The organism is Georgenia subflava (assembly GCF_009193155.1).
Lineage (GTDB): Bacteria > Actinomycetota > Actinomycetes > Actinomycetales > Actinomycetaceae > Georgenia > Georgenia subflava.
Genome location: NZ_VUKD01000002.1, coordinates 545,387 through 568,591, shown reverse-complemented (window position 1 = coordinate 568,591; position 23,205 = coordinate 545,387). Strand labels below are relative to the sequence as shown.

The window sequence follows — 23,205 nt, the reverse complement described above, 5'->3', positions numbered from 1 at the left end:
ACAGCAGTGAACGGAACGGCGGGGCACTCACAGGTGGGTGCCCCGCCGCCAACATTTGGGAGTGTGAACGTGAGAGCACGGGCAGGAGCGGTCGCGGCGGCCGCCACGGTCATGGCAATGGCGGGTGTGCTGGTTGGGGCACCGGCTGCGACTGCGAAGGGCGGCGAGGTCGGCGGCACCGGCAGCAGCTACTACCTCTCAGACACGTTCTCCACGAAGGCGAACGTTGAGTTCACCTACGGTCGCCCAGGTGACGAGGTGTTCGTCGGTGACTGGGACGGTGACGGCCGCGACACCCTCGCGATTCGCCGCGGCGCGACCTTCCATGTCCGCAACACCAACACCACCGGTGGTGCCGACTACACGTTCACCTACGGACGTCCCGGTGACATCGTCCTCGCTGGCGACTGGAACGGTGACGGCCGCGACACCCTTGCCGTCCGTCGCGGCCCGGTCTATCACGTGAAGAACACACTCACCGGTGGCCCAGCCGACCAGGAAGTCGTCTACGGGCGGGCAGGTGACGCGGTCCTCGTGGGTGACTGGAACGGTGACGGCACTGACACTTTCGCTGTCCGCCGTGGCGCCGAGTACCACGTGAAGAACTCAATCGCCCCCGGCAAGGCGGACAAGGTCGCCGTCTACGGGCGGCCCGGCGACAGCGTGTACGTCGGCGACTTCGACGGCGACACCCTCGACACCTTCACCGTCCGTCGCGGAGCTCAGTACTTCATCGCCAACCAGATTCGTGCCGGGGAAGCGGACCGGACGGTCGTGTATGGGCGGTCGACGGACACCACGATGGTCGGTGACTGGAACGGCGACGGTGTCGACTCCCTCGGAGTTCGCCGTGACGTCCAGCCGGCGCCTGTCCAGCCGCCGGACGGTCCGGGTGGGTCGTCCGAGGCTGCGCAGGCCCTTGCCGCACTGGACCGGATCGACGTCGCCACTTCGTTGGCTGGCGGGTACGACCGAGACCGGTTCGGATCCGGGTGGGCAACCACTAATGGGTGCGACACCCGCAACCGTGTCCTCAACCGCGACCTGATCAACATCAGCCACCGTGCCGGGACCAGCGGGTGCATCGTGGAGACCGGCACACTCCAGGACCCGTACACCGGAAAGACGATCAACTTCGTGCGGGGTGTCGGCACATCCAACGCGGTTCAGATCGACCACGTCGTCGCCGTCGCGTCAGCGTGGCGACTGGGCGCGAACGCTTGGACTGACGCTGAGCGGCGGGCGTTCTACAACGACTTGGACAATCTACTGGCCGTGGATGGGCCGACGAACTCATCGAAGGGCGACAGCACCCTCGGCGAATGGCAGCCGCCCAACAGTGCAGCCCACTGTGCGTACGCGATCACCTACATCGAGGTGACCTACGAGTACGACCTCGCCCTGACCTACGGCGACGTCGCCTATGCCCGCGAACTTCTACCAACTTGCTGATGTCAGACGCTGGACGGATCCCGCTGTATCATTCCTGGCCGCTATACCGCGGAGCTGCACAAGACGGCACACTTGTTACGGTCGAGGCGATCGTGAACTCGCACGTCGCTTCCAGGACGGCCGAGGCGAACGACATGAGCCATAACGGCCCTGAGGCCGGCGGTGCCAGGGGCGCGCAATCGTGCGTCGATCAGGTCGGGAACTACGGCTCCCTCTAGTCGAAATGCGCACTGTTGCGACGACTACTGGGATAATGACGGGTATGCATATCACTCGCGTATTTCGGCGACGGCGATGAGTCCGCCGGGTGGTGGATGGTATCCGGACCCCGCGAGCGACATCGGATTGCGCTACTGGACGGGAAGCCACTGGACGGCTGAAACTCGTCCGTCGCCAGCCGCTCTCCATCCAGAGCTGCTGCCCCCAAACCCCGCCACCCGAGTGCAGGGGCGCCGCAAGGGCATGCACCCAATCCTCGCAGGGGTCTTGGGCGCAATCGGTGGCTGGCTCACAATCGGCACAGTCTTGGGGATGACCTTCACGGCATTTCGGCCGACCGTCGAGATGGGTGCACTTGGCAGTCTTTTGGGTCTGCTCGTCGGAGCGACCCTTGGGGCCGGATGGGCCTTCGAGAGGCGGTCGAAGGTCCGAACGGCTGCTGATCGGCACTTGGACCGCAGCCGTCGGACGCAGTAGCGAGTGGAAGGTTCGAGTGTCGCGCGTGTCGCAAGAGCGCCGTCGTCCGGACCCGTCAGTCCTGCTTACGTCGCGGCAGCGGGACGACCTCCAGCGTCGCCAGATCGAGGATGACGGCGTCTCCGGTTTTGTCGCCGTCCATGCCGAGGCTTTCCACGCGGGTGGTGCCACCGTCGCCACGCTCAAACTGGTGCGTGCGTCTCTGGTGCCAGTGACCGTGCATGAGTAGCGACGGCGTGGTCCGGTTGACCGCTTGGGTGACCAGCTCCCGGGTGCGATCGGCGCGATGTCCCGCCGGTAGGCCGAAACCGGACAGCAGTGGCACACCGAGCGGCGCCTCGTGCGTGAGCAGCACATCGAGAGGTTCTTCACCGAGGAGGTCGACCTCGTCCTGGGTAGGCTCCTCGTCGGGCCACCAGTCGAGGCGTAGCTCCCGAGCGTCCTGGTCGATCGAGTAGGCACCGCCGAGCACCCCAAACGTGCAGTTTCCGGCGGGGAAGCGGTGCCCGTTCGGAGCCCACCAGATCCGGTCCGTCAGCGCCCCGAAGCCAGAACGCAGTCGAGGCAGTTTCTTCAGCGCCGGCCAGACGTCATGGTTCCCGCCAATGAAGACCAGGTGGACGCCGCGTGCCGCGAGTCGGCGGTCCAGCTTTCGCTCGAAATGGCCGCCGTCACCGGGCCACAGCGCGCCGAAGTCGCCGAGTTGCAGGATGAGATTCAGTCCGTGAAACGCGGCTCGGTCGACGAGCTCGGTCGCCCAGCCCAGGTTGCCGTGCAAGTCGCCGGCGACGACGACGCGGCCACCTAGCGAAACCGAAGTGGGCATGGTGCTCATCGACGGAGGCTAGCGGCCAGGCCCCGACATGATAGTGAAACAGCGGCGGGCGCCTTCGCCGCCCACCACCACGAAGGCCCCATGGACACAGACGACACGTTGGGTCAGCCCCTGCCGTCTGAGGCACTCGCCGCGCACCTGCTCGAAGTACTTGCTCGAAGTACAGTTGCTGCATGCTCACGGAGCGTCTCGCCCCCGCGCCTTCGGTTCGGTCGCTCGAGGTGAGGGCCACTCCGGAGGCGACCTCAACCTCCTGGTGCGGTTCAGTCGCTGGCATGTGTATGGACCCGGGAGGGCTAGTACAAGTACGCGGCACTCGATCTTCTCAAGTCGTGGGTCGCCGGTGGCAGAGTTGCCGTATGGAGATTCCGCGCGGCCTTCGAGATCTCTCCGTCGACCAACTGACCGAGTTCGGAATCGACGGCCTCCACGTCGGCGTGTTCTACCAGCAGCAGATGTGGACCGACCGCTGGGCCGTTGCGCACCCGATCGACGCAATGGGGCATGCCTATAGACGCAATGCCATCATGCACTTGCTCGACCACGCCGAGAACTTCCACGGGTCGATGGTCCGGCACATCCTCTGTGACCGGATCGAGAGCATCGCCTACGGCACGCCCGAGCCCGAGCCTCTGCCCCGTGATCCGATCGAGTGGCTCGAGGCAACGCCGCTGATGCGCCGGCTGCGCGAGCTCGAACCGGGCGCGCCAAGACGCCGTTCGCCGGCAGTGAGACCCTGATGGGGATCGAGGCATGGTGGCGACAGGCCGAGGTCGACGCCCGAGCGGCCGCGAACGACCCGCAGGACCGGGCCGAGGTCGCTTCGGTGCTGCGCGACCTCGCAGCTACAGGTCCACCCGCAGTGGCGCACGATACTCGGACTATGGAGCGCCTCGACCTGAGGATCGAGCGCGGCATCTTTGTGATTCGATCCGAGTCCGACACCGTCTATCTCGTCGACATACGAAGCCTTCCCAGGGTGATGCGCCTGACCGGGCCGCGGACGCACTCGCGTGGGTGGTGGGACGATCAATGGGCACCGCTGGTAAAGGTCTTCTCATCCCCGGACGGCGAGACCACCGAAGCAGGCATCATCCGGGTGGGCAGGAGGGCGACATATGTTGCAGACCCCGGAGGCATGGCCGATCCCAACGAGCACTGGTGGGCCTCCAGAGTGGTCTCAAGTATCGAGCAGCTGACCGACGAGGAACTCAGCGAGCTTCTTGCTGAGCGCGGAGTGCAATAACGGCGGCGGCTTCGTCTTTCAACCCCGCATGGCATCAAAGACGGGTTTTCATCTGGACCAGCCCAGCTCACCACCGTCGGGTCTTTGCGCAACTGGATGATGTCGATGATCGCGAAGGCACGCTCGCTTGACACCTGAAGCGGTGAGTGCCGCAAAGGGGAGTATCTCCTACCGCCGAGCCCTCACGGATGAGGCATCCCGCCAATTTGCCCCTGTGATACCGGGCCCAGAACTCTTCGAGAATTGACCAAGCCATCGTGTCGGCACGCGGGTCGACCATGATGTTCCCCGGCACGACGCTGTCCGCTGGCATTCGTGCTCTTGACTCCGGGCCCATCGAGGCCCGGTTGGCTTCGTAGCCGCTGCCCTGCCGGTCTAGTTCGTTGCGCACACCCACGACCACGAGCGGTCGTTAAGCTCGACTATGTCTTTCAGCGACTGGCCAGCGGCGTAGTGCCCTGCGACGAACTCGGCCAATTCGCGGCGGAGCTTCGGGTTCGGCACATAGTGGTTCGTGCCAGCAGACCCGGCAGCGGCTCGAGGACCTTCCGCCGGGGGCATGGCATGGCCGCACGATGGCACGTCTCCCGGACCGGTCATGCGGGCGCTGATCCGTCGATGAAAGCCCTGGCGGCGCCGATCACCTCGGCGCTCCTCAGGTCTCGAACCGCCGAGACCGGTGTGGCACCGAGCCGATGGTTCGCCCCGACCAGCCACGCGAGGGCAACATTCCTCCCCTCAGCCTCGGAGAGCAGGTGCCAGACGCGGTATCCCAGTCTGAGCTGCTCCACAGCGGTCGAGCCGGGCATTGGCCCATCCGCCGTGGCCCACTTGGCGGGCAGGCCGTGATCTTTCGTCCCGGTCATCGTCTGCACGAGCGTGGGGCCGACGTTCCCGTTCAAGATCCGCACGAGATCACGGATCTCTAGTCCGTCACCATCGGCAGTCACAAGACTCACCACTCCTTGTCGTTGTCCAAGAGCGTCCGCCGCCCCTACTCGGTGACAGTGTCGGTGACCTCATCATCCTTGCCGCTGCGCTCAATGGCCTCGTTGATCTGCCCAGTGTGGGCCGCCGAAATCAGGCGGAGCTTCTCCCGCAGGGCCCAAGTAGTCCAGTGCCGCCATCAGCACGGCAGCACGTCGTCCACTCCGGGTGATGGCTATCGGCTCGCGCGTCGTCTCGACCTCGTGGACCAGCACATGGTGGACCAGCACATGAAGGCGCGCGAGCGCCTCCGTCAGTGTCACCTCGCGCATGGCTTGGTCCATACAGCGAGGCTACTGACGTGCGGCCGATTACGGCAGGAGGGCACAGCTACTTACGGGCATCGCGGGCTACCGTAGTCATCATGGAGACCAAGGTGGTCAGCGTGACGCACAAAGAGGTCGAAGCGGCTCGCCTGCGAATCGTGTGCGACCTGGCCCGTGAGCACGAGACGCCGCCGTGGGTCACCAAGCTGGCGACCGCGAAAGGCTCGAGTCCGTGGGAGCCGCCGAAGGTCGTCCCGCTTCGCGTGCGGGAGCGTCGTGCGCGCTGGAATGCACGGATCGACAGTGCCGCCTGGCTGGCATTGATTGGCGGGCTGGTGCTCTTGGTCGTCGCGCACGGCATTATCGCCCTCGCCGAGCTCGGGGTGATCCGGTGATGGAAATGTTGCCCGAGGGTGCGACCGGCGAGTGGTTGATCACCACCGAGAACGGAAGCCGGTACCTGCTGGATCTCGACTCCTCCACCGTCGTCCGGTACGCCGCGACCGCCCAGCCTCACGTGCTGCTGCGCAGGGACGACGAGGCGCTGCCGCTTATCGACCGCCCCGAGGTGGTCGTCGGTCGACCGACGAGCTTCGTCCTCGCTGGCTTGCGCAGTGGGGCCCACACCTACCGGCAGACCAGTTACATCACCGACATCGAACCGGCTCCGCCCTCCTGGGCGCCCCCTGGCGGGGATGACGGCTACCGGTGGGTCGTCTGCGAGTCGCAGAACCTCATCGCCACCGACCTCGAGGGAGAGTCCAGGCCGCAGCCGTTCCAGCTCGAGGGCGGCAAGGTGCGCCCCGACGTAGGCGCCGTGAACGAACTCTTGGCCGCGGCTGGGCTAACTGCCCGTGGGGCAGCGCGTTGGTGGCTCGCCCCGACGTCATGGCTCTCCGGTGAGACACCACTACACCTGATCGATGTTGCGCCGGGGCGGGTTCTCGTAGCCGCCCGGCGGTTCACAGCACCGAATCCAAACATGAGCCGCTCTCGGCTCTAGCGAACGGCAAGCTATGCGAACCACAGCGTCGACCTCGGCACCGCGGTCACGATGAGCGACCTCGGCCAGACGAAAGGTGCAATCGGCGGGCTCGTCCAACGTGACCGACGGGGGGCAGAGTGTGACATCGAACGCCTTACCGGACATCTGCTGTCGGTCATGAACCACCGCGGTGACTTCCGGCTCTTCGCGAAGGAGGTCCTCCGCGCTGGTGTAGAGGACTCCGCTACCGCCCTGGCGCGCGCCGATGAGTGCTGGCAATTCCCGCGAGGTGGGGACGAGCCGTCGGCGCTGGCGACCGACACGGTCATGACGCTCGCGCTCGGCGCTGGCGCTGATGGCCTGATCCGGGACACCATTCGCCGACTGCTCGCTGATCTGGTCTGGGCGATTGTGCTGAACGCACCGGCCGTCCCGACCTCACTGCGGTTCCGCAACGTCGACGCCGAGCCCTCAGACCCGGTCGAGACATGGCCACAGGAGGCAATGCTCGCAGCCGTCGAACGTGGGTTGCTGCCGGACTGGTGCAGGATCGCGACGGCGCTGCACAAGAGCCCGCACGGCGATGTCGCGGTCGCACTCAAGCAGGCAATTGAGACGGCCGAAGGAGACAACGGCGGTGCGGCGGTCATGCAGATCGTGCTGGAGCGCGCGCGGCGCTGATCGGCGAAGCCGGCCTCGGAGTCGTACCTAAGCGGGCGGCTCGTCCGGCGACTACTGGAACGCCCAAGCGACGAAGTCCGCGCTGGCGAGGTAGGCGAGCTTGTAAGGAGCGTCGACCGCACCTTGCCGGGTTCGGAGGTCGCTACTCAGTGAATCGCTCCGCTGCCTGGGTCAATGCGGCGGAACGTCGGCGATCGTAGTCATTGGAGGAGCCACCCCTTGAGTAGGAGGCCCTGAGCGAGAAATGGGGCACTAGTGCAATTGTGCCCCACAACGCCACAAAACAGGGACAGACCGAGGTGCACCGGATGCATAAAACAGTGGCCATGCGATCGCTTTGTGCGGAAGTTCTAGATCCGTGAAATTGAGCCCTGCAGCATCACCGGGCAGGCAGCGCTCGACGTCCGGCATGACCGGACATTCCGATTCTCGTACTCGCTCAGCGCCACGGTGCGAGCTCTCCGGCAGCGCCCGAAGTACCAGGTTCAGGACGGTGACGTCGCCCGCGGCTGTGTGCGACCCGCGCCTACGAGCACGACCCCACGCTGTTAGGCCCTTCCGAAGGGCCGATGAGCCACATGCGTTTGGGGCATTTCGCGGCGCCGGTGCTGACTACCGATGGAAACCAGGTAGCGAATCATCATTGCAGCGCGGCGCAGACGATGAAGCTGCCGGAGGCGAGACTGATGAGCATGCTCATACAGGCCAGTGCGAACAGCAGCGTCCCTCCTGGCATCACGGTCTTGTTGGCCTTGACAACGTCGTAGTCGGCGCGCAGGCACTCGTTGAGATGACGGTATCGGACGGAGCAGGCGTACAAGAGTAGCGGTGCACTGGCGATCGCGAGCGTCGGAAGTACGAGGGCTAATGCATAGTTGCCAGCGCCGCCCATGTAGCGAGCTGCGATGACTGTGCCAGCGATAACCGACAGCACCGTGCGACGCCAAGCGAGTTGCGTCCGTTCTGGCTGCTGACCGGTATCCAAGCCGCCGATCACGCTGGTGTGAGGAATAGCCCCACGCCAATTAGCCCGGCGACGGTTCCGACGCTAATTGCGACTGGCAGGGCTGATATTGGGGGCGGGAGCGGCTCTTGATTGCGTAGCGCCCGTTCAATGTGTGTCCAGCCGAACCATGCCTGGACCGCCAGGGAGATTCCGGTTGCTACCAGAATCAGCGAGGCGATAAGCCGTAACGTCGGGTCGTGTGGCGTGGCCAGCGCTTCCAGAGCCACAGCCCCGGCGACGAAGGCAAGCGAGGTGCGGATCCACGCGAGGAATGTTCTCTCATTGGCGAGCGAAAAGCGGACGTCCGGCTCTTGGCCAGTGCCGTAGACACTGCGTGGGTAGCGTGCTTGGATCATCTCTCGCCTTCGAACTCGCTGGGTTCAATGTTGGCGACGATACGGAAGCCGACGTTCCCCGATGAGGAGTCGCCGGTGTTCCGCGTCCGAGCAGCAACCCGGTATCGGTCGCAGTAGGACAGGTGACACAAATACGAGCCGCCTCGCATAGCCCACACGTCGTTTCGGGATGTTTCGTCCCAAGGGGAGGCGGTCCACTCCCACACGTTCCCTGCCACGTTGTAAAGCCCGTACCCGTTCGGTGTGAATGACTTCGCCGGTGCAGTCCCGATGTAGCCGTCCTCGGCGGTGTTGATCTGTGGGAATACTCCCTGCCATATGTTGCACATGTGCTTCCCGGCCGGGGTGAGTTCGTCGCCCCAGGCATAGCGTTTGCGATGCAATCCGCCACGGGCTGCGTATTCCCATTCACGCTCTGTGGGCAGGCGGGTGCCCGACCAAGAACTGTATGCGAGAGCGTCAACGTGTGAGACGTGCACCACGGGGTGGTCGCGACGATTCCGTAGTGATGAACGCGGCCCGTCGGGATGGCACCAGTCGGCGCCGTCGACCGCGATCCACCATGGAGTTCCGTGCGCCGAACCGCGTACTTTGCCTGGCTCAATGTCGCGGGCGAAGAGGTGAAAGACGTATGACCAACCGAACTGCTCGGCCTGAGTGCGGTACCCAGTTGCCTTGACGAATCGATCGAAATCATCGTTTGTCACGGTTAGCGGTGCTACCAGCAGCGCGTCTACCTCGACTTGGCGCACCGGGCCCTCAGCGTCGCCTAGTCGAGCACTCCGTTCCTCGCTGCCCATCTCGAAGGACCCGCCAGGCAGCTCGATCATCCGGTCTCGCATGCTCATGGCAGCAACCGGATCGCGCTTGGGCAACGACGGGCGCGAGGGTGAGGACAGGCGTAACGGTGTGGTCGCACCAAGCCGGGTCGCAACTTGCCTTAGCATCGATCCATTTCCTCCGTCTTGTCGTTTGGTTGAACGGCTTTTGGGGCGCCTGATCTGGGCAGTGATCTCGGGACCTGTGCCGGCTATACGCCGTCCGGTCGGTGGGCGTTCGACTTTGCTCCCTGCGTCACTTACAGGAGAGTCGCGGACTTGCGGCGGTCAGCGCTGGCTCGAGGAGGCTGCGCAGGGGAGCCGCGCCGTGCGATGGCACCAATCGCAACCGGTGCCACGAGGCTGTGCGCGACTCGATACTTACAGGAGGACACCGGGTGCCATCCCGCGACTTCGTCGAAACTCCACAGGCCGCACAGGAAGCTCTGCCTGTAAGCGCGAACGCGGATCAGCTCGTGAAGTTCTCCACTGCTGTCTCCGGCCGGATTCTCTCGGACGGCTCGATTCCCTGAGTCATCGCAATCCACTGTGCGAACCGGTCACCGCGCGCAACGAGTTCCCGGTAAAGGCGGCGGCGCAAATCATCCGCAACCTCAGCGTAGACGGGGACATCTATCACGTTGATGAGTTCGTCGGGGTCCTCGATCATGTCGTACAACTCAGTGCGTCCCTCAGGGTTGACAATGAGCTTGTGGCGCCGGTCGCGAATCATGCGCTGGGCGTACGCGAAGTGATGCCCGTGGAACTCTGCGAAGACGTCACTCCGTCCTGCGAACTCCGCGGGACGGAGCAGGCTCGCACCGCGGCTAGTTTCCCGGGCCGCGCCTGCAACGTCGAGGATCGTCGCGTGAAAGTCCAGGAGTGTCACGAAATCCCCGACACGCTTGGCTGGCTCGCCTGGGACATGGAGTAGAGCTGGTATGCGGTAGATGTCCTCGTACATCGCTGGGCCCTTGTCGTTCAACCGGTGGGCGCCAGTGAACTCCCCGTGATCCGCGGTGAAGGCCACGACGGTCTTCTGAGTCTGGCCGTATTCCTCAAGGGCATCGAGAATGCGCCCGATCTGATGGTCGATCATGGCGACGTACCCGCGGTAGATGGCGGTGATGCGGCACCACTCGGCAGTTGTGAATCCGTCGACTCCCCAGTACTGGGAGTAGGTCCGCTGCACGTCCGGCTTCCCTTCGAAGGTCTCGGCCATGGAGCGCGGGAGGTCGATCTCCTCCGGATCGTGCAGGTCGAGCCACTCCGCCGGCAGCAGGTAGGGCAGATGAGGGCCGAAAAAGTGGCATGCCAGGAAGAACGGGCGTCCATCCTCCTCTTGCGCCGTCGCGTACCGGCGAATCATCGAAATAGTCACGTCTGCCAAGTACGCCTCGAAGGTGGCTTCGGTCGGCTGGTCAAGTTGCCCCGCGATGAGGTGGCCCTGGCTCCCGTCGGGGAGAGTGGTGTAGATGGCATCTGTGACGGACACAGGTGGATACCCGTGGTCCTCCAACCACGCTACGTAACCAGGGTGGGAGTAGTTGTTCAAAGCCCCCGCGATGTGTTCGCCATCGAACCCGTAATACTCCGGGCCCCGGTGGCGCCCCACATGCCACTTCCCCACATGGCCAAGCCGAAATCCCTGATCGGCCAGCGCGGACGAGAACGTCGGTAGCCCCTCCTGGAGCTCCTCTCGGTGACCGGAGTTCCATTCATAGTTGCTTAGCAGCCCGTGCTCGAAGGGATGTAAGCCGGTTAATAGGCTCGCTCGGGCGGGAGTGCAGATGGCACTCGGCGTATAAGCGGCGTCGTACACCTTGCTCCGGTCAGCGAGATTGTTGAGCACCGGGGTGTGGGAAGGGACTCCTCCGTAGAAGCCCAAGGTATCGACCCGGTGCTGATCGGTCATCAGGAAGAGGATGTTGCGGGCGGCGGAAGAACTCATCACGTACTCATTCTTGGTGGTAGACCGCGTGCCAGACGCGATTGCGGATCTCGACGAACGCCGGAGACAGACGGGTCTCCTCGGTTCGCGGGTACGGCAGTGGAACCTCGATAACCTCCTTAATCCTGCCCGGACGTGCCGCCATGACGACCACACGGTTGGCCAAGTAGACGGACTCGTCGACGTCGTGGGTGATGAAAAGCACCGTGCGCCGCTGCTTCGACCAGGTCTCCAAGAGTTGTTCCTGCATCCGTACCCGCGTGAGGGCGTCGAGGGCACCGAACGGCTCGTCCATCAGCAACAGGTTCGGATTCGCGGCGTAGGCACGCGCAATTGCACACCGCTGCTTCATTCCCCCCGAAAGCGTCTTGGGAAGGGATTCGGCGAAGTCTGTCAGGCCGACAAGCTCGATAACTTCCTGCGCCCGGTGCCGACGCTCGGTGGCCGACACTTTGGCCACTTTGAGGCCGAACTCCACATTCTTGCGAACCGTGAGCCAGGGGAATAGGGCGTACTGCTGGAAGATCACGCCTCTATCCGGTCCCGGCCCCTTTACGGCCAGTCCGTCTACAAGCACCTGTCCGGCACTGGGATCGTCCAAACCGGCGGCAAGGTTGAGGAGTGTGGACTTCCCGCAGCCCGAGGGGCCGACAATGGTGATGAACTCGCCGTCAGCTACTGCGAGGTTTACGCCATTGACTGCGTAGAACTCACTTTTATTGACCTCGTAGACCCGTGTGACGTCCTGAAAGTCGATCTTCGGTTGTTGGGTCGTACTGCTCATCGCCGCTCCTGCCATCCGGTTAGCTTCTTCTCTGCCCACAGCAGTGCTCGGTCCATCACTAGTCCCAGAATGCCGATGATGACGAGGTTCACGAAGATCGTGGGCAGGTCGTAATAGAGTTGCGCCTGCTGCATTCGAAAGCCCAAGCCTTCTTGGGCGGCGATGAGTTCCGAGGCCACGAGAGTGGCCCAGGCGGACCCCAGGCCGGTGCGCATACCGACCAGGATGAAGGGCGTGGAGGCAGGAATCACCACCCGGGCGAAGATCGTGCCGTCCCCCGCGCCGAGCACGCGCGCGGCGTTCACCAGCGTCTTGTCCACGCTGACCACGCCCTGGAAAGTGGAGATTACGCTGACTAGGAACGCCGCTAGGAAGATGACGAAGATCTTTGGCTGCTCGCCGATGCCCATCAGAACGATCGCGAGAGGAATGATTGCCAGTGGGGGGATGGTACGAAAGAACTGAACATAAGGTTCGAGCAGTCCGCGTACCACTGGGTACCACCCCATGAGGAAGCCCACCGGGATTGCCAGGCCAGTTCCAAGGAGGAATCCAGCGAACACGCGTTGCAAGCTCGCCAGTAGATCTTTGAGGGCCGGGCCATCCGTTACGGACTCGATGCCGCGTGCCATTACCTCGGCGGGGGTGGGCAGGTTGGCGGTACTCGCGGCGGCAATCGTCCACAACACGACGCCGAGAACCAGTGCGAGGAAGTTGAGGAAGACCATCTTGCTGCGCGGCAACTGGCTGCCAGAACGGTCGTGACGCCGGCGGTGTGGCGGTCTGTCGGTTGGGGCGACGAAACTGCCGCCTGCGGTAGCCGTATCACTCGCGTCTACGGTTTTCATGGTTATACCACCAGCCGGTGGACCCGTAGGTCATGGGAGCCGTCGGTCCGGGTGAACTCATAGAACAAGTGCGGCACGCCATCGAGCTCCACAGCATCGATGTACCGCAGGGAGTCGGTGGCGCCGCCGCTGCGCTGGTAGGGCCCATCGACCGTTAGACGTTCCCACTGTTGAAGGTCAGCAGAGAGCGCCAGGCCCGCCAGCTCCTCATAGTTGTGCTCCCAGGTGGACTCCCCGTCGTAGAAGCCGAGCATCCCCTCGGCAACCTGGAGCACCGAGCCGATGCGAGTTACGTTGGAGTCCCAGCCAGTCGTCGGCGGTGCAAGCGTTGTGCCCTGGTACTGCCACGCGCCGCTCTCATCGCGTTTCGCCAGGCCGGTCAACGAAATGGCGTGATCAGTGTTGTAGATGTCCTGGGTGGCGTGGGCATCCTTGCTGACGCCGGTAGAAACCTTGGCCCGGGCGACTGACAGAATCATGAAATCGCCACTACTGGTGGACACCACACGCGGGTCCTTCACCCCCTCCGCTCCGACTGAGGCCGCAGTGAAGACGGTTCGTCGGTCGCGGATATCGAGGCGTGCCGGGTCATCGGTTTGAACGACGTCCACCCGCCACCGTTCATCGGCGGGATCGACGTAAGAAAAGTAGAGCTCGTACCCACCAGCCTGCGCGGGGACGAGGCAAGCTCGCTCCATCGAGGCAGTGCCCAGTTCGTCTTTGTGGACGGTGACAATCTCCCGCAGCGATGCCGGGTCGAGGTCAATGCCCAGCTCTGCTACGCCGATCTGCCAACCACGCTCCGCGTCGCCTCCACGAGGTCGGCGACGACGGAATGTGATGAGGACGCGGTCGTCCTCCACCAGGGCGCTGGCACAGCCCACCCAGTAGTTAGGCGCGGTCACCTCCGGCTCCATTAGAACGGTGTCTTGCCTCGGGTCCCAGCGCTTCAGGGCGCGCTGAACTTGTTTGAGGGTGAGTGTCATCGGGTTTCTCCAAGTGATGCGACAAGGTACAGCCGGGGCGACTCGTCGTCTTCCGCGTACCGGGCTGAAGAGGCCGTCAAGGTTTATTGGTTCTAGGAGTGTGGTAGCGACCCGAGCAGCGAAAGGCACCTTATGAGGTGGAACGGATCCTTAACTGGCAAGGCAGAGCCGGCGTCGGTGTCCAGCTGACCACCTCGGCGGTCGAAGATCTGCTTCCACTCTTTGCCTGCTCCCGCCGGGAACAGGTTGAAGGTGTACTGATCGGCCTTCACAAACCAGTCCCAGATGCGCGGGTCACCTGTGCGGTCATGCAGCAGCAGGAGGGTGTACAGGGCCTCGTTGTGCGGCCACCACAATTTGTAGTCCCAGGTCCGGCCGATCATCTCCCAGTACTCGCTGGCCTGGTAGTTACCGCTGGGTGGCCCACCGTCAACGTCGACGAACCGGAGAATGCCACCGTACTCACGATCCCATCCACGCTCGAGAGCCAGCAAGGCCGCGTCCACTAGCCAATCATTCAAAGGTCGGCCCAGGTGCTGCTCCATCGCCTCCTCAACCTCGGGGACGGTGTCGGCGGCATCCCGGAGGAACCACAGCACCTCTAGGGCGTGCCCCGGGTTGCGGTGCCGGGCGTACAGTGACTCGTTTTCGCCTGAGTTCGGGTCGACTAGTTCGCAGATGTCGGCGCCGTTGACGAAGTGGGCAATGACCGCCTTGCAGGACTGCGAAAGCACCCGCTTGCTGCGCTCCGAGCCCGTCGCCCTATGCACCTCCGTCGCCGCGTTTACTAGGATCATGTGCGGAGCGAAAGCCGCGTACCCAGGCGGCACAGGGTAGGGCGCTGTGGGCGCCTGGCCTCGGGCTATCCGCTCGCTTGCGGAGGCAAGGAGGTCATCGGCTCGCGCTCCCCAGACATTCCGTTCTGCCGTCGCGCCCTCTCGGCCCAAGGCAGCGAAGCCGAGTGCAGCGAAAAGGTCGGCGAAGACACTTGCGTAGATCTGCTCGCCGGTGAAACCCGCGGTGGGTATCCCCTCCCGGGTTAGGAAGTTCGCTACCCGGCCGCCGCCGAGCATCCCGTGCGACCACAAGAATTCCCCTGTGGTCTCAGCGAGTGCGCGCAGTTGGGGGGGAAAAATGCCCACAGCTCCCCGCGCCTCCGCCAGATCGGCGCAGGCAACCAGTGCCCAGATCCAGCGACCGAGTGACCAGCTGTACTTGGTCGTCGAGTACAAACGTGTGCCGTCTGTGTTCCAGAACGTGAATACGCCTCCGTGCTTGCGGTCTACTGCATTGTTGAGCCACCACGGCAGCACGTCCTGAAAGAGGTGGGACTCGTACGCTTGCAGGCGCTCACGGCGCACCTGATCCGTACTCGCATAGCCTGCCTGGCTGGGTTCCTTTTCGGCTCCCAAAGCCTTAGCGCTGCTCATCGGCTTCGATCCACAGTTCCGGCAGGTAGTAATCCTCGACCGGTAGGGCATCGTCGATCTGCCCCATGCCCTTGAAGAGGTCGGCCAGACTCGCCAGCCAATTCGCCGCGGTGTCGTCCCCGGACTGCTCGACCAGCTCCTGAGTGGTCGGGTACTTGATGTTCTCTGCGTTGCTGCGCACGTTATCCTCGGTGACATCGAGGAACTCGGCGGTCAGCGTAATCGTTTCCTCAAAGTTCTCCTCACGGTAATCGTTCGCATCCTGGAGCACGCGGATGAACCTGGAGATTGCCTCCGTCTCCTCATCAGCGAAGTCGTTACGGGCGACGATTGTGCCTGGGAAGGTGTACTCGGGATAGAAGTCGACGCTCGAGGCGACCTCCACAAGGTCTGGCTGGGCCTCCTCGATGGTGTCGAGCAGGGGGTACCAAATGGCCGCAGCGTCGATCTGACCGGAGGTCATACTGGACACGACGGTTGAGGGGTCCATGCTGACGATCTCCACGTCGTCTCGCGACATCCCGGCTTCCGCAAGCGCCACACGCAGGATCATGTCCCCCGAGGTGCCTTCGGGAACTGCAATCTCGCGTCCCTTGAGATCTTGAATCTCGTCGATTCCAGAATCCGCGAGAGCGACGACGCGGTCGTTCACACCCAGGCCGTTGATGGCCACAACCTTCGCTTGCCCGGTGGAAGCCATCCATAGGGCGCCTGGACCGATGCTCCCAAGGTCGAGGTCATCGGTCTGCATCGCCTGGACCTGGAGTGGGCCGTTAGTGAACACCACTGGTTCGACTTGTACAGAGTGCTTGTCCCACAGGCCGAGCTCCTCGGCCAGGGCGAGCTGATAGGCACCATTGAAGTCGGCAATGTAACCGAATCGAATGGTAGGGACCTCATCGGCGCTGCTGGACCCTCCGCTACAGGCGGCTACGAGCGCGAGTGGGAGTGCGAAGGCAGCGAGTTTGATGCTGCGGGAGGCACGTGTGAAGGTCATTTGGAGGGAGTCCTTTCTCGTTTCCTGCACTGCGTTGTGTTGGATAAGAACCTGTGAGTCGCGGCCAATCGTTGACTAGGCTGCGATGCCTCAATTCATAGGCATGGCTGGCCGCTGCAGCACCGCCGCAATAGCGCCCAGTGCGCCGCCTCCGGGACCGAGGTGCGCGGCGTGTACTGCGACGAATCCCCGCATACCCGGGATAATGTGTTCGCGCACGCTGGCCTCTACTAGGAGTGCGAACTCAGGGATCCCTTCCACAAGGTCGCCGCCGATGACGACTACGGAGGGGTTGGTTGCCATTACGACGGCCGCCACCGAACGCCCCACGTGCACGGCGGCAGCGCCAACCGCATCGCGGATGGCCGGCTCACCGCGCCGCCATGCGCTGAACAGTTCGGCAACGTCCGTCAGTTCACAGCGCTTAAGTAGCGCCGGAACAGCGGCCAGCGCTTCGAGGCATCCGCGCTTGCCGCAGTGGCAGCGGGGGCCATATGGGTCAACCGTTATGTGGCCGATTTCTCCGCCAAGGCCGGCCGAGCCGACGACGATTTCTCCCCGCGTGATGAGCGAGCCACCCATCCCCTCGGAAACGCGAACAAACAACTGTTCCGCACTCCCACGGCCCGCGCCCCAGATCGCTTCAGCCAGACCAGCGAAGCGGATGTTGTTGTCTATCGTGACTGTAGCTCCGAACGTTTGCTGGATACTCGCCTGGGCAAACTGGGCCAACTCGTGTAGTAGGACGGTGGGGGCATACCCGTCCGGTTCCGCCTGTTGCCGCCACACGGTCGCAATGGGCCCCGGGACACCGAGGCCGACGCCGCGAAGCGCCACCAGGCTTACCCCCTCAGTTGCAGCGAGCCGGTGGATCGCTGCCAGCGTGTTCGTAAGCCTTCCGTGCCACGACGTTGAACCTGCTGGATAGTGCACGGGTGCGGACAAAACGGTCTCATGAGCCGCATTGGCGACCACGATGCGGGCCAGACGTCGGCCAAGATCGATGCCGAGCACATGCCCGGATGCGGGGTCGAGGTAGAGCCGTTCGACCGGCCGTCCAGGACCGTCAGGCGCGGAGTTACGCGTGGCATGGAGCACGCCGCTGCGCAACAGTTCGCCCACCACCTGGGAGATCGTGGTGCGGGAGAGCCCGACTTGCTCCACCAGCTGGGCGCGCGTCAATGGACCAAATCGACGCAGGGCAGCCAGGACATCGTCGTCATGGGGCCGACGAGACGCCGCCTGCACGCTGCCAATGGACTGCATGCCCAGAACGCTAGAGTGGACCAATATTAACGGCAAGGACTTAACAAAATGAGTTGGAGATTCGTCGTGCATCTCGCAGACGGAACGGATTGACAGACGGCGAAGCAGGTCCCTGTAGTGAACTTCAGCGGATGTTGAACTCGGATGAAGCCCCGAGTTGGACGCTTCACACGGGCAACGGCAGCACGGCGTCCCTGCCACCCGGGTGAGTGCTGTTGACAGACGGCAGCGCGCGGTTGTGCTGCCTGTCACCGCCTCGCTCGAGACGGTGTCGGGTGGTGCGTTCCCCGAGTGACGACGTGACCGTCGCGGTCGAAGTCGTATCCGCTGATATCCGGCCATTCAGAATTAAGGGTGTAGGCGGTCTGAACCCGCCAGCCTCGAGCAGGTATCTCGCGATGTAGTTGGTGAAGTTGCGGACTCGATCCGGAGCCGCGCAGGCCGCGTGCTGCCCGCGGCGGCCATGCGGGGGACGAGACCACCCGGTGAGCGCTGCGCTCGACCCCAACCCCCACCGGTACGACTTCGACCGCGGTCGCCGAGGTGGGACACCGAGCTGTGCGTGCGCACGAGGTGACGTCGAGCGAGAACCGCGCGGGGGCACCGTCAGCGGCAGCAGATCGCTGCACTGCGGGCTCTGGGCAGATCACTGCAACTGGCAGGTACAGCCACCGACGCTCTGTCTGGCCTGCGACGTGATGAGCCCGCCCAAAACCCGCGGGCACAGGGGCGCCGCCGCATCGGCACGGACCAGATCATGATGAGTTCCCTATGAAGTGGTCGAGGGCGAATGACTGTCGCTTAGGGAATCGGCTCTTGCGACTAAGTGCAATTGAGCCGGACACCCAACGGCACTCTCAAATTTGCTAGCACCGCTCTCAACCGACTTCCATGCTCGCTGGCCAATTCCCACGTCCGCTCACTGCCGACATCAAAGCGCCATGTAGCTCGGGTTCTCAAGTCTGGCGCACAACTCTCGGATGAGTCTCGTTCTCATTGGCCAACTCTCACCGCCGCTGGCAACCGACAGAAGAGGACCGTCACTGGCAGTACCAGGAAGACGACCGGGATCATCATCCCGAGCTCCTTCTTCCCGCCGGTCTCCATCAGCTCGCGGCGCGCGCTCTCTCGCGCGTCCTGCGCCTGCGACCTGAGGACGTCGGCGAGCGGTGTCCCGCGCTCCAGCGCCACCGCGACCCCCTCGGCGAAGCGTGCGACCGGTGCCGACTCGGTGCGGGCCGCCATGCGTTCCAGGGCAAGGGCCAGCGGAACACCCGACCGCGCCTCCGTCAGGGTCCGCCGGACCTCGGCCGCCAGGTCGCCACGGGTCGACCGGACGATCCGCTCCAACGCGCCGACCGGTCCCTCTCCCGCGCCCACCGCGAGGGCGAGCAGCTCGGCGATGTCGGGAAGCTCCGCCGCCAGGCGATCCTGCCGGCGGCGGGCACTGCGCGTCAGGAGCTGGTCGCGAGCGACCGCGGCACCGACCGCGCACAGCACGACACCGGCGAGCAGCGGGACGAACGGGGTGCCGCGCACGACGCCGAGCGTGATGGCGCCGAGCAGTCCGACGGCGAGGCCGACCGCCCCCCAGACGAGCTGCTCGATGCGGAACTGGTCGTGGCTCATGGTGCCGCCCGCGAGCTCCAGCCGACGTCGGATGCTGACCGAGGAGGACCCGAGGCGCTCGAGGAGCCGGCCGGCATCGTCGGCCCATGGGGCGAGCAGGCGCTCCAGCGTCGGGAACGGTGTGTGCCCGGGACGCTCCGCGAGCAGCCCGGAGGTCCGTGGGCGCTCCCGGAGGTACGGCGCGATGCGGTCGTCCAGCGTGATCCGCCGTGCGGCGAGCCGCCACAGGACGAGGCACACCCCGACGCCACCCATCAGTCCGACCAAGGCGCCCACCAGTGCCGGACTCATCGCAGCACCCGGGTCTCTTCGGGAAGGCGACCGATCCGCACCATGAGCAGGTAGGCGATGACGGAGCATCCGGCGCCGACCGCGAGCACGACCACACCGGCGGCGGAGTTGTAGGCCGTCGCGGTCTCGGGCCGGGTGGAGAGCAGGAGCAGCACGACCCAGGGCGCGGCCACTGCCATCCGGGCACCGTTGACGGTCCACGACTGCCGTGCCTCGAGCTCGCCGCGGGTGCGCAGGTCCTCGCGCAGCATCTGGGCGAGCGTGCGCAGCAGGCGGCCGAGGTCGGTGCCGCCGACCTCCCGCGTGAGTCGCAGGGCTTCGACGATCCGGTCGGCCATCGGGTCGGCGAGCCTGGCCTTGAGTGCCTCCATCGCCTCGAGGAACCGGCCGGTCGTGCGGTAGTCCTCGGCGAACTGGCGGAACTGCGGGCGGACCTCTTCCGGTCCGCGCTCCCCCAGGGCGATCAGGGCCTCCGGCAACGACAGCCCGGCCCGGATGCCCGAGACGAGGTCGTCCAGCACCTCGGGCCACACCGACCGCAGCTCGATCCGGCGGCGCCGGGCACGTGAGTGCACGAGGACCCACGGCATCGCTCCCACGATCACGGCGAAGCAGAGTCCGATCGGCGGCGAGGAGGTGAGGACGACCGCGACAGCGAGCATGAGCACAGCGAGCACGCCGGAGGTGACGACCAACGACGCCGGCCGGACCGTGGGGGCGCCGGCCTGGACGAGGCGGTCCTGCGTACGTTCGGACCAGGTGGGTCGGGCGCGGGCGCGCGGCGCCGGTCGCTCGAAGAAGGAGAACCAGATACTGAGCAGACCGGCGCCGAGGAGCAGCCCGACGACCACGCCCACGGCTACACCAGCTCCCCGTCGGCGAGGAGGGCCGCAAGGTCGAGACCGGCCCGCCGGAACCGCTCCTCACCGCCGGGATAGCCGCCGGACCGGACGAGCCGGCCCTCGCGGCGGACGAAGATCTCGGAGGTCTCCACCACCCCGTCCTCGACCCTGCCGGGCACGCCGACCACCTCCCGGACGGTCCTGCGCCCCTCACGGTCCAGCTCGAGGTGCACGACCAGGTCGATCGCCGCCGCGACCGTCGGGACGACGAACGCGGCCGTGACGTTCTCGCCCGCGAGCAGCGGCAGGGTGCAGAGCTTCGTGACTGCCTCCCGGGCGGAGTTGGCGTGCAGCGTGCACATCCCGGGGATACCGGCGTTGAGCGCGACCAGCATGTCGAAGGCCTCGGCCTCGCGGACCTCGCCGATGATGATGCGGTCCGGTCGCATCCGCAGCGACTCCTTGACGAGGCGACGCAGCGGGACCTCACCCGCACCTTCGAGGTTCGGCTGACGGGTCTGCATCGCGACCGTGTCGCGATTGCCCAGACGTAGCTCGAACACCTCCTCCGCGGTGATCACGCGTTGCCCGGCCGGGATGGCGCCGGCGAGCGCGCCGACCATGGTGGTCTTGCCGGCCTGGGTCGCCCCCGAGACCAGGATGTTCATGCCGGCGACAACTGCGGCGTCGAGGAAGGCGGCGACCTGCGGCGTGAGGGAGCCGAGGCGGACCAGGTCGCTGAGGCGCTGCGCCCGGGTGACGTGCTTGCGGATGTTGACCGCCCAGGACGATCTGGTGATGTCCGGGATCACGACGTGCACCCGCTCACCGGTGGTCAGTGCCGCGTCGACGAACGGGGTGGACAAGTCCAGCCGTCTGCCGGAGACCCTGAGCATCCGCTCGACCAGATCTCGTACCTGGGCGTCGTCGAGGATGGTGGTGGTGAGCTCGGGACGACCGGAGCGAGCGACGAAGACCTTGCCGGGCTCGTTGATCCACACCTCCTCGATCTGGGGGTCGTCGAGGTACCGCTGGAGCGGGCCGAGGCCGGCGACGGCGTCGACGACCTCCTTCGCCGCGGCATCGGGATCGCCGAGCGGCGGGACGAGCCCTGCGACGGAACGATCGTCGTAGTCCGCGAGCGCGGCCGTGACGAGGGCGCGCACCCCCTCGGCGTCGCGTGCCGGGTCGAGACCGCGACGCCGCACCAGCTCGCGCACCTCGGACTCGAGCATGGCGATGCCGTCGTCCACGCCCACCACCCCCTCATGGCGGCCGAAGCCCTCGGCCGCACTGCCGCACTCTGGCCACGAACCTAGAGGAGGTTGCGCGGACGCGGAAGGGAAGAACGCACCATGTGGAGAAGAGCCGGCTCTCCGGTCTCCACACCGGGCTCGCGGCGCGTACGCTCTGAGCCGACGCCCAACCTCTTCCACAGGTTGTGCGTCAGGCCCGTCCGGTTTCGCCACCGGGCGGGCCACTCTTCCCGCCGGCCCGAACTCGGTCGTGGGGCGGCGCGTGCACCGCGCAACCGAGCCCCGGCACGCCTAAGTTGTCGGTGTGGTCCGTTCAGCGCTCGCCCTCGCCGCCCTCGCCACCACGGCCGTGCCCGGCCTGGACGTGGTGGCCACCCGACCGCCGCAGCACACCACCAGCGACTTCCAGACCACCGGCGTGCTCGACGCCGGCGGGCGCCACTGGGTGGTCCGTGCCCCGCTGCACGCCGCCGCCGGCGCAGCCCTCGAGGGCGAGGTCGCCCTGCTGGAGAACCTCGCCGGGGTGGTCGACGACGGCCGGCTGCCCTTCGACCTCCCCCGACCGGCCGGCTTCGCCGCCCTGCCGGAGGGTGGGCGCGCGATGGTCTACCGCGCGCTCGTCGGGCGGCCGCTCGACCTCGAACGGCTCCGGCCCGGTCCCGGGCTCTCCGCCGAGCTCGGCCGGGCCATCGCGGCCTTCCACGAGATGGATGCCTCGGTGGTGGCCGACTCCGGGCTGCCGGTCTACGACGCGGAGTCCTACCGCAAGCGGTGCCTGGCCGAGGTGGACGAGGCGGCCCGCACGGGACACGTGCCGTCGTCCCTGCTGAACCGGTGGGAGCACGCCCTGGAGGACGTGACGCTGTGGCGGTTCCGGCCCGTGCCGGTGCACGGCGACCTGGCCCCGGACCACGTGCTCGTCAACGACGAGCGGGTGTCGGCGCTGCTGAGCCTGTCCGAGGTGCATGTGGGCGACCCGGCGGAGGATCTTGCGTGGCTGATGGCCTCGGCCCCGGAGGCGTCGTTGGACTCCATCGAGGAGGCGTACTCGCTCGCCCGCACCGAGGGCGCCGACGCCACGCTGCTGGACAGGGCGCTGCTGGTCTCCGAGCTCGCGCTCGCCAGGTGGCTCCTGCACGGCGTGCGCACCGGGGAGCAGCCGGTGATCGAGGACGCCGCCGCGATGCTCCGCACCCTCGCCGCCGAGGTCGAGGACTCCCCCGACATCGCCGCCCGTGAACCTGTGGTGGTGCCCGACTACACCTCGTGGGACGACTCCGAGGATGCGGACGAGGATGTGCCCGCGCCCACCGAGACTTCCGCCGCGGAGCCGGCGGCCGCCGTCGGGGACGTGCACGAGGCGGAGGACGCCGGCCCGGAGCCCGACGTAGGTGCGGAGCCCGGTGATGGCGACGCCGTCGGTGACGAGGAGGCGCTCGGAGACGAGGATGCCTTCGGTGACGCCGATGCCCCCGGGGACGAGGAGCCCCGACATGCCGACCCGGCTGCGGTGACCGAGGAGCTGCACCTCGGTCAGGACCTGCCCGACTTCCTGGTCGAGGACGAGGAGCAGGACCGCCCCACCGGTCACTGATCT

At 65.6% G+C, this 23,205-nt stretch carries 24 protein-coding genes; 8 read left to right on the top strand and 16 right to left on the bottom strand.

Going from position 1 to position 23,205, the window contains the following annotated elements; all coding sequences use genetic code 11:
- The first annotated feature begins 6 nt into the window (after positions 1-6).
- The gene (locus tag GD748_RS19875) at positions 7-1,452 is read left to right on the top strand and encodes an HNH endonuclease family protein (RefSeq protein WP_226921032.1); all 1,446 of its coding nucleotides are present in this window, start codon (positions 7-9) and stop codon (positions 1,450-1,452) included.
- A 294-nt stretch (positions 1,453-1,746) separates the two neighbouring features.
- On the top strand, positions 1,747-2,148 hold the full coding sequence (locus GD748_RS20250) for a DUF2510 domain-containing protein (RefSeq protein ID WP_152194851.1): 402 nt from the start codon (positions 1,747-1,749) through the stop codon (positions 2,146-2,148).
- A gap of 55 nt (positions 2,149-2,203) precedes the next feature.
- Here the strand turns inward: GD748_RS20250 and GD748_RS09105 are convergent, their stop codons facing one another.
- A complete protein-coding gene (locus GD748_RS09105) occupies positions 2,204-2,983 on the bottom strand; it encodes a metallophosphoesterase family protein (RefSeq protein ID WP_152194850.1) in 780 nt (259 codons plus the stop codon).
- 359 nt (positions 2,984-3,342) lie between these two features.
- Between GD748_RS09105 and GD748_RS09100 the strand changes: the two genes are divergently transcribed.
- Together GD748_RS09100 and GD748_RS09095 are read left to right on the top strand one after the other, a co-directional pair.
- Entirely contained in the window at positions 3,343-3,723 is a 381-nt protein-coding gene (locus GD748_RS09100) for a hypothetical protein (RefSeq protein WP_152194849.1), read from the top strand.
- A 143-nt stretch (positions 3,724-3,866) separates the two neighbouring features.
- On the top strand, positions 3,867-4,229 hold the full coding sequence (locus GD748_RS09095; RefSeq protein WP_152194848.1) for a hypothetical protein: 363 nt from the start codon (positions 3,867-3,869) through the stop codon (positions 4,227-4,229).
- A 596-nt stretch (positions 4,230-4,825) separates the two neighbouring features.
- On the opposite strand, the gene GD748_RS09090 is transcribed toward GD748_RS09095, so the two are convergent.
- Together GD748_RS09090 and GD748_RS09085 are read right to left on the bottom strand one after the other, a co-directional pair.
- Positions 4,826-5,188, bottom strand: a complete 363-nt coding sequence (locus GD748_RS09090; protein ID WP_152194847.1) for a hypothetical protein — start codon at positions 5,186-5,188, stop codon at positions 4,826-4,828.
- A gap of 81 nt (positions 5,189-5,269) precedes the next feature.
- Positions 5,270-5,500, bottom strand: a complete 231-nt coding sequence (locus tag GD748_RS09085; protein ID WP_152194846.1) for a type II toxin-antitoxin system prevent-host-death family antitoxin — start codon at positions 5,498-5,500, stop codon at positions 5,270-5,272.
- A gap of 80 nt (positions 5,501-5,580) precedes the next feature.
- Between GD748_RS09085 and GD748_RS09080 the strand changes: the two genes are divergently transcribed.
- From GD748_RS09080 to GD748_RS19870, 3 genes are read left to right on the top strand one after another with little or no spacing between them, the layout of a single operon-like run.
- Positions 5,581-5,877, top strand: a complete 297-nt coding sequence (locus GD748_RS09080; RefSeq protein ID WP_152194845.1) for a hypothetical protein — start codon at positions 5,581-5,583, stop codon at positions 5,875-5,877.
- A 35-nt stretch (positions 5,878-5,912) separates the two neighbouring features.
- On the top strand, positions 5,913-6,485 hold the full coding sequence (locus tag GD748_RS09075; RefSeq protein ID WP_152194844.1) for a hypothetical protein: 573 nt from the start codon (positions 5,913-5,915) through the stop codon (positions 6,483-6,485).
- 51 nt (positions 6,486-6,536) lie between these two features.
- A complete protein-coding gene (locus GD748_RS19870; protein ID WP_226921028.1) occupies positions 6,537-7,148 on the top strand; it encodes a hypothetical protein in 612 nt (203 codons plus the stop codon).
- A 640-nt stretch (positions 7,149-7,788) separates the two neighbouring features.
- Here the strand turns inward: GD748_RS19870 and GD748_RS09065 are convergent.
- From GD748_RS09065 to GD748_RS09005, 13 genes are all read right to left on the bottom strand, one after another.
- Positions 7,789-8,145: a DUF202 domain-containing protein gene (locus GD748_RS09065; RefSeq protein ID WP_152815265.1), complete on the bottom strand. Its 357-nt coding sequence runs from the start codon at positions 8,143-8,145 to the stop codon at positions 7,789-7,791.
- Positions 8,142-8,510 carry a YidH family protein gene (locus tag GD748_RS09060; protein ID WP_152194842.1) on the bottom strand — a complete coding sequence of 123 codons (369 nt, stop codon included), beginning with the start codon at positions 8,508-8,510 and terminating at the stop codon, positions 8,142-8,144. Before GD748_RS09060 ends, GD748_RS09065 begins: the two co-directional genes overlap by 4 nt.
- Positions 8,507-9,457: a formylglycine-generating enzyme family protein gene (locus tag GD748_RS09055; protein WP_152194841.1), complete on the bottom strand. Its 951-nt coding sequence runs from the start codon at positions 9,455-9,457 to the stop codon at positions 8,507-8,509. The genes GD748_RS09060 and GD748_RS09055 overlap by 4 nt, the downstream gene beginning before the upstream one ends.
- A gap of 340 nt (positions 9,458-9,797) precedes the next feature.
- Positions 9,798-11,279: a sulfatase-like hydrolase/transferase gene (locus GD748_RS09050; RefSeq protein ID WP_152194840.1), complete on the bottom strand. Its 1,482-nt coding sequence runs from the start codon at positions 11,277-11,279 to the stop codon at positions 9,798-9,800.
- A 7-nt stretch (positions 11,280-11,286) separates the two neighbouring features.
- Entirely contained in the window at positions 11,287-12,063 is a 777-nt protein-coding gene (locus tag GD748_RS09045) for an ABC transporter ATP-binding protein (protein WP_152194839.1), read from the bottom strand.
- The gene (locus GD748_RS09040; RefSeq protein WP_152194838.1) at positions 12,060-12,911 is read right to left on the bottom strand and encodes an ABC transporter permease; all 852 of its coding nucleotides are present in this window, start codon (positions 12,909-12,911) and stop codon (positions 12,060-12,062) included. Before GD748_RS09040 ends, GD748_RS09045 begins: the two co-directional genes overlap by 4 nt.
- Positions 12,912-12,913: 2 nt before the next feature.
- Positions 12,914-13,897: a glycoside hydrolase family protein gene (locus GD748_RS09035; protein WP_152194837.1), complete on the bottom strand. Its 984-nt coding sequence runs from the start codon at positions 13,895-13,897 to the stop codon at positions 12,914-12,916.
- Positions 13,898-13,989: 92 nt separating this feature from the next.
- Complete coding sequence (locus GD748_RS09030; protein ID WP_152194836.1) at positions 13,990-15,327, bottom strand: AGE family epimerase/isomerase; 1,338 nt, start codon at positions 15,325-15,327, stop codon at positions 13,990-13,992.
- Positions 15,314-16,324 (bottom strand): aliphatic sulfonate ABC transporter substrate-binding protein, encoded by a 1,011-nt coding sequence (locus GD748_RS09025; protein ID WP_152194835.1) that lies wholly within the window; start codon positions 16,322-16,324, stop codon positions 15,314-15,316. The genes GD748_RS09030 and GD748_RS09025 overlap by 14 nt, the downstream gene beginning before the upstream one ends.
- A 90-nt stretch (positions 16,325-16,414) precedes the next feature.
- Positions 16,415-17,590, bottom strand: coding sequence for an ROK family transcriptional regulator (locus tag GD748_RS09020; protein ID WP_193312891.1), 1,176 nt, complete (start codon positions 17,588-17,590; stop codon positions 16,415-16,417).
- Positions 17,591-18,583: 993 nt separating this feature from the next.
- Positions 18,584-19,510, bottom strand: a complete 927-nt coding sequence (locus GD748_RS09015) for a type II secretion system F family protein (protein WP_152194833.1) — start codon at positions 19,508-19,510, stop codon at positions 18,584-18,586.
- A complete protein-coding gene (locus GD748_RS09010; RefSeq protein WP_152194832.1) occupies positions 19,507-20,367 on the bottom strand; it encodes a type II secretion system F family protein in 861 nt (286 codons plus the stop codon). The genes GD748_RS09015 and GD748_RS09010 overlap by 4 nt, the downstream gene beginning before the upstream one ends.
- Before the next feature lie 2 nt (positions 20,368-20,369).
- Positions 20,370-21,587 carry a CpaF family protein gene (locus tag GD748_RS09005; protein WP_152195076.1) on the bottom strand — a complete coding sequence of 406 codons (1,218 nt, stop codon included), beginning with the start codon at positions 21,585-21,587 and terminating at the stop codon, positions 20,370-20,372.
- A 325-nt stretch (positions 21,588-21,912) separates the two neighbouring features.
- Here GD748_RS09005 and GD748_RS09000 point away from each other — a divergent pair, with 325 nt between their 5' ends.
- A complete protein-coding gene (locus GD748_RS09000) occupies positions 21,913-23,202 on the top strand; it encodes a phosphotransferase (RefSeq protein WP_193312890.1) in 1,290 nt (429 codons plus the stop codon).
- The last annotated feature ends 3 nt before the right edge of the window (positions 23,203-23,205 follow it).

What these genes read in the sequence shown, in the direction of transcription:
- GD748_RS09085 (WP_152194846.1), bottom strand. Translation starts at nt 5,500, where the DNA reads ATGGACCAAGCCATGCGCGAGGTGACACTGACGGAGGCGCTCGCGCGC.
- GD748_RS09095 (WP_152194848.1), top strand. Translation starts at nt 3,867, where the DNA reads ATGGAGCGCCTCGACCTGAGGATCGAGCGCGGCATCTTTGTGATTCGA.
- GD748_RS09055 (WP_152194841.1), bottom strand. Translation starts at nt 9,457, where the DNA reads ATGCTAAGGCAAGTTGCGACCCGGCTTGGTGCGACCACACCGTTACGC.
- GD748_RS09105 (WP_152194850.1), bottom strand. Translation starts at nt 2,983, where the DNA reads ATGAGCACCATGCCCACTTCGGTTTCGCTAGGTGGCCGCGTCGTCGTC.
- GD748_RS09100 (WP_152194849.1), top strand. Translation starts at nt 3,343, where the DNA reads ATGGAGATTCCGCGCGGCCTTCGAGATCTCTCCGTCGACCAACTGACC.
- GD748_RS09040 (WP_152194838.1), bottom strand. Translation starts at nt 12,911, where the DNA reads ATGAAAACCGTAGACGCGAGTGATACGGCTACCGCAGGCGGCAGTTTC.
- GD748_RS09005 (WP_152195076.1), bottom strand. Translation starts at nt 21,587, where the DNA reads ATGCTCGAGTCCGAGGTGCGCGAGCTGGTGCGGCGTCGCGGTCTCGAC.
- GD748_RS09080 (WP_152194845.1), top strand. Translation starts at nt 5,581, where the DNA reads ATGGAGACCAAGGTGGTCAGCGTGACGCACAAAGAGGTCGAAGCGGCT.
- GD748_RS19870 (WP_226921028.1), top strand. Translation starts at nt 6,537, where the DNA reads ATGAGCGACCTCGGCCAGACGAAAGGTGCAATCGGCGGGCTCGTCCAA.
- GD748_RS09050 (WP_152194840.1), bottom strand. Translation starts at nt 11,279, where the DNA reads ATGAGTTCTTCCGCCGCCCGCAACATCCTCTTCCTGATGACCGATCAG.
- GD748_RS09035 (WP_152194837.1), bottom strand. Translation starts at nt 13,897, where the DNA reads ATGACACTCACCCTCAAACAAGTTCAGCGCGCCCTGAAGCGCTGGGAC.
- GD748_RS09020 (WP_193312891.1), bottom strand. Translation starts at nt 17,590, where the DNA reads ATGCAGTCCATTGGCAGCGTGCAGGCGGCGTCTCGTCGGCCCCATGAC.
- GD748_RS09060 (WP_152194842.1), bottom strand. Translation starts at nt 8,510, where the DNA reads ATGATCCAAGCACGCTACCCACGCAGTGTCTACGGCACTGGCCAAGAG.
- GD748_RS09045 (WP_152194839.1), bottom strand. Translation starts at nt 12,063, where the DNA reads ATGAGCAGTACGACCCAACAACCGAAGATCGACTTTCAGGACGTCACA.
- GD748_RS09030 (WP_152194836.1), bottom strand. Translation starts at nt 15,327, where the DNA reads ATGAGCAGCGCTAAGGCTTTGGGAGCCGAAAAGGAACCCAGCCAGGCA.
- GD748_RS09025 (WP_152194835.1), bottom strand. Translation starts at nt 16,324, where the DNA reads ATGACCTTCACACGTGCCTCCCGCAGCATCAAACTCGCTGCCTTCGCA.
- GD748_RS20250 (WP_152194851.1), top strand. Translation starts at nt 1,747, where the DNA reads ATGAGTCCGCCGGGTGGTGGATGGTATCCGGACCCCGCGAGCGACATC.
- GD748_RS09015 (WP_152194833.1), bottom strand. Translation starts at nt 19,510, where the DNA reads ATGAGTCCGGCACTGGTGGGCGCCTTGGTCGGACTGATGGGTGGCGTC.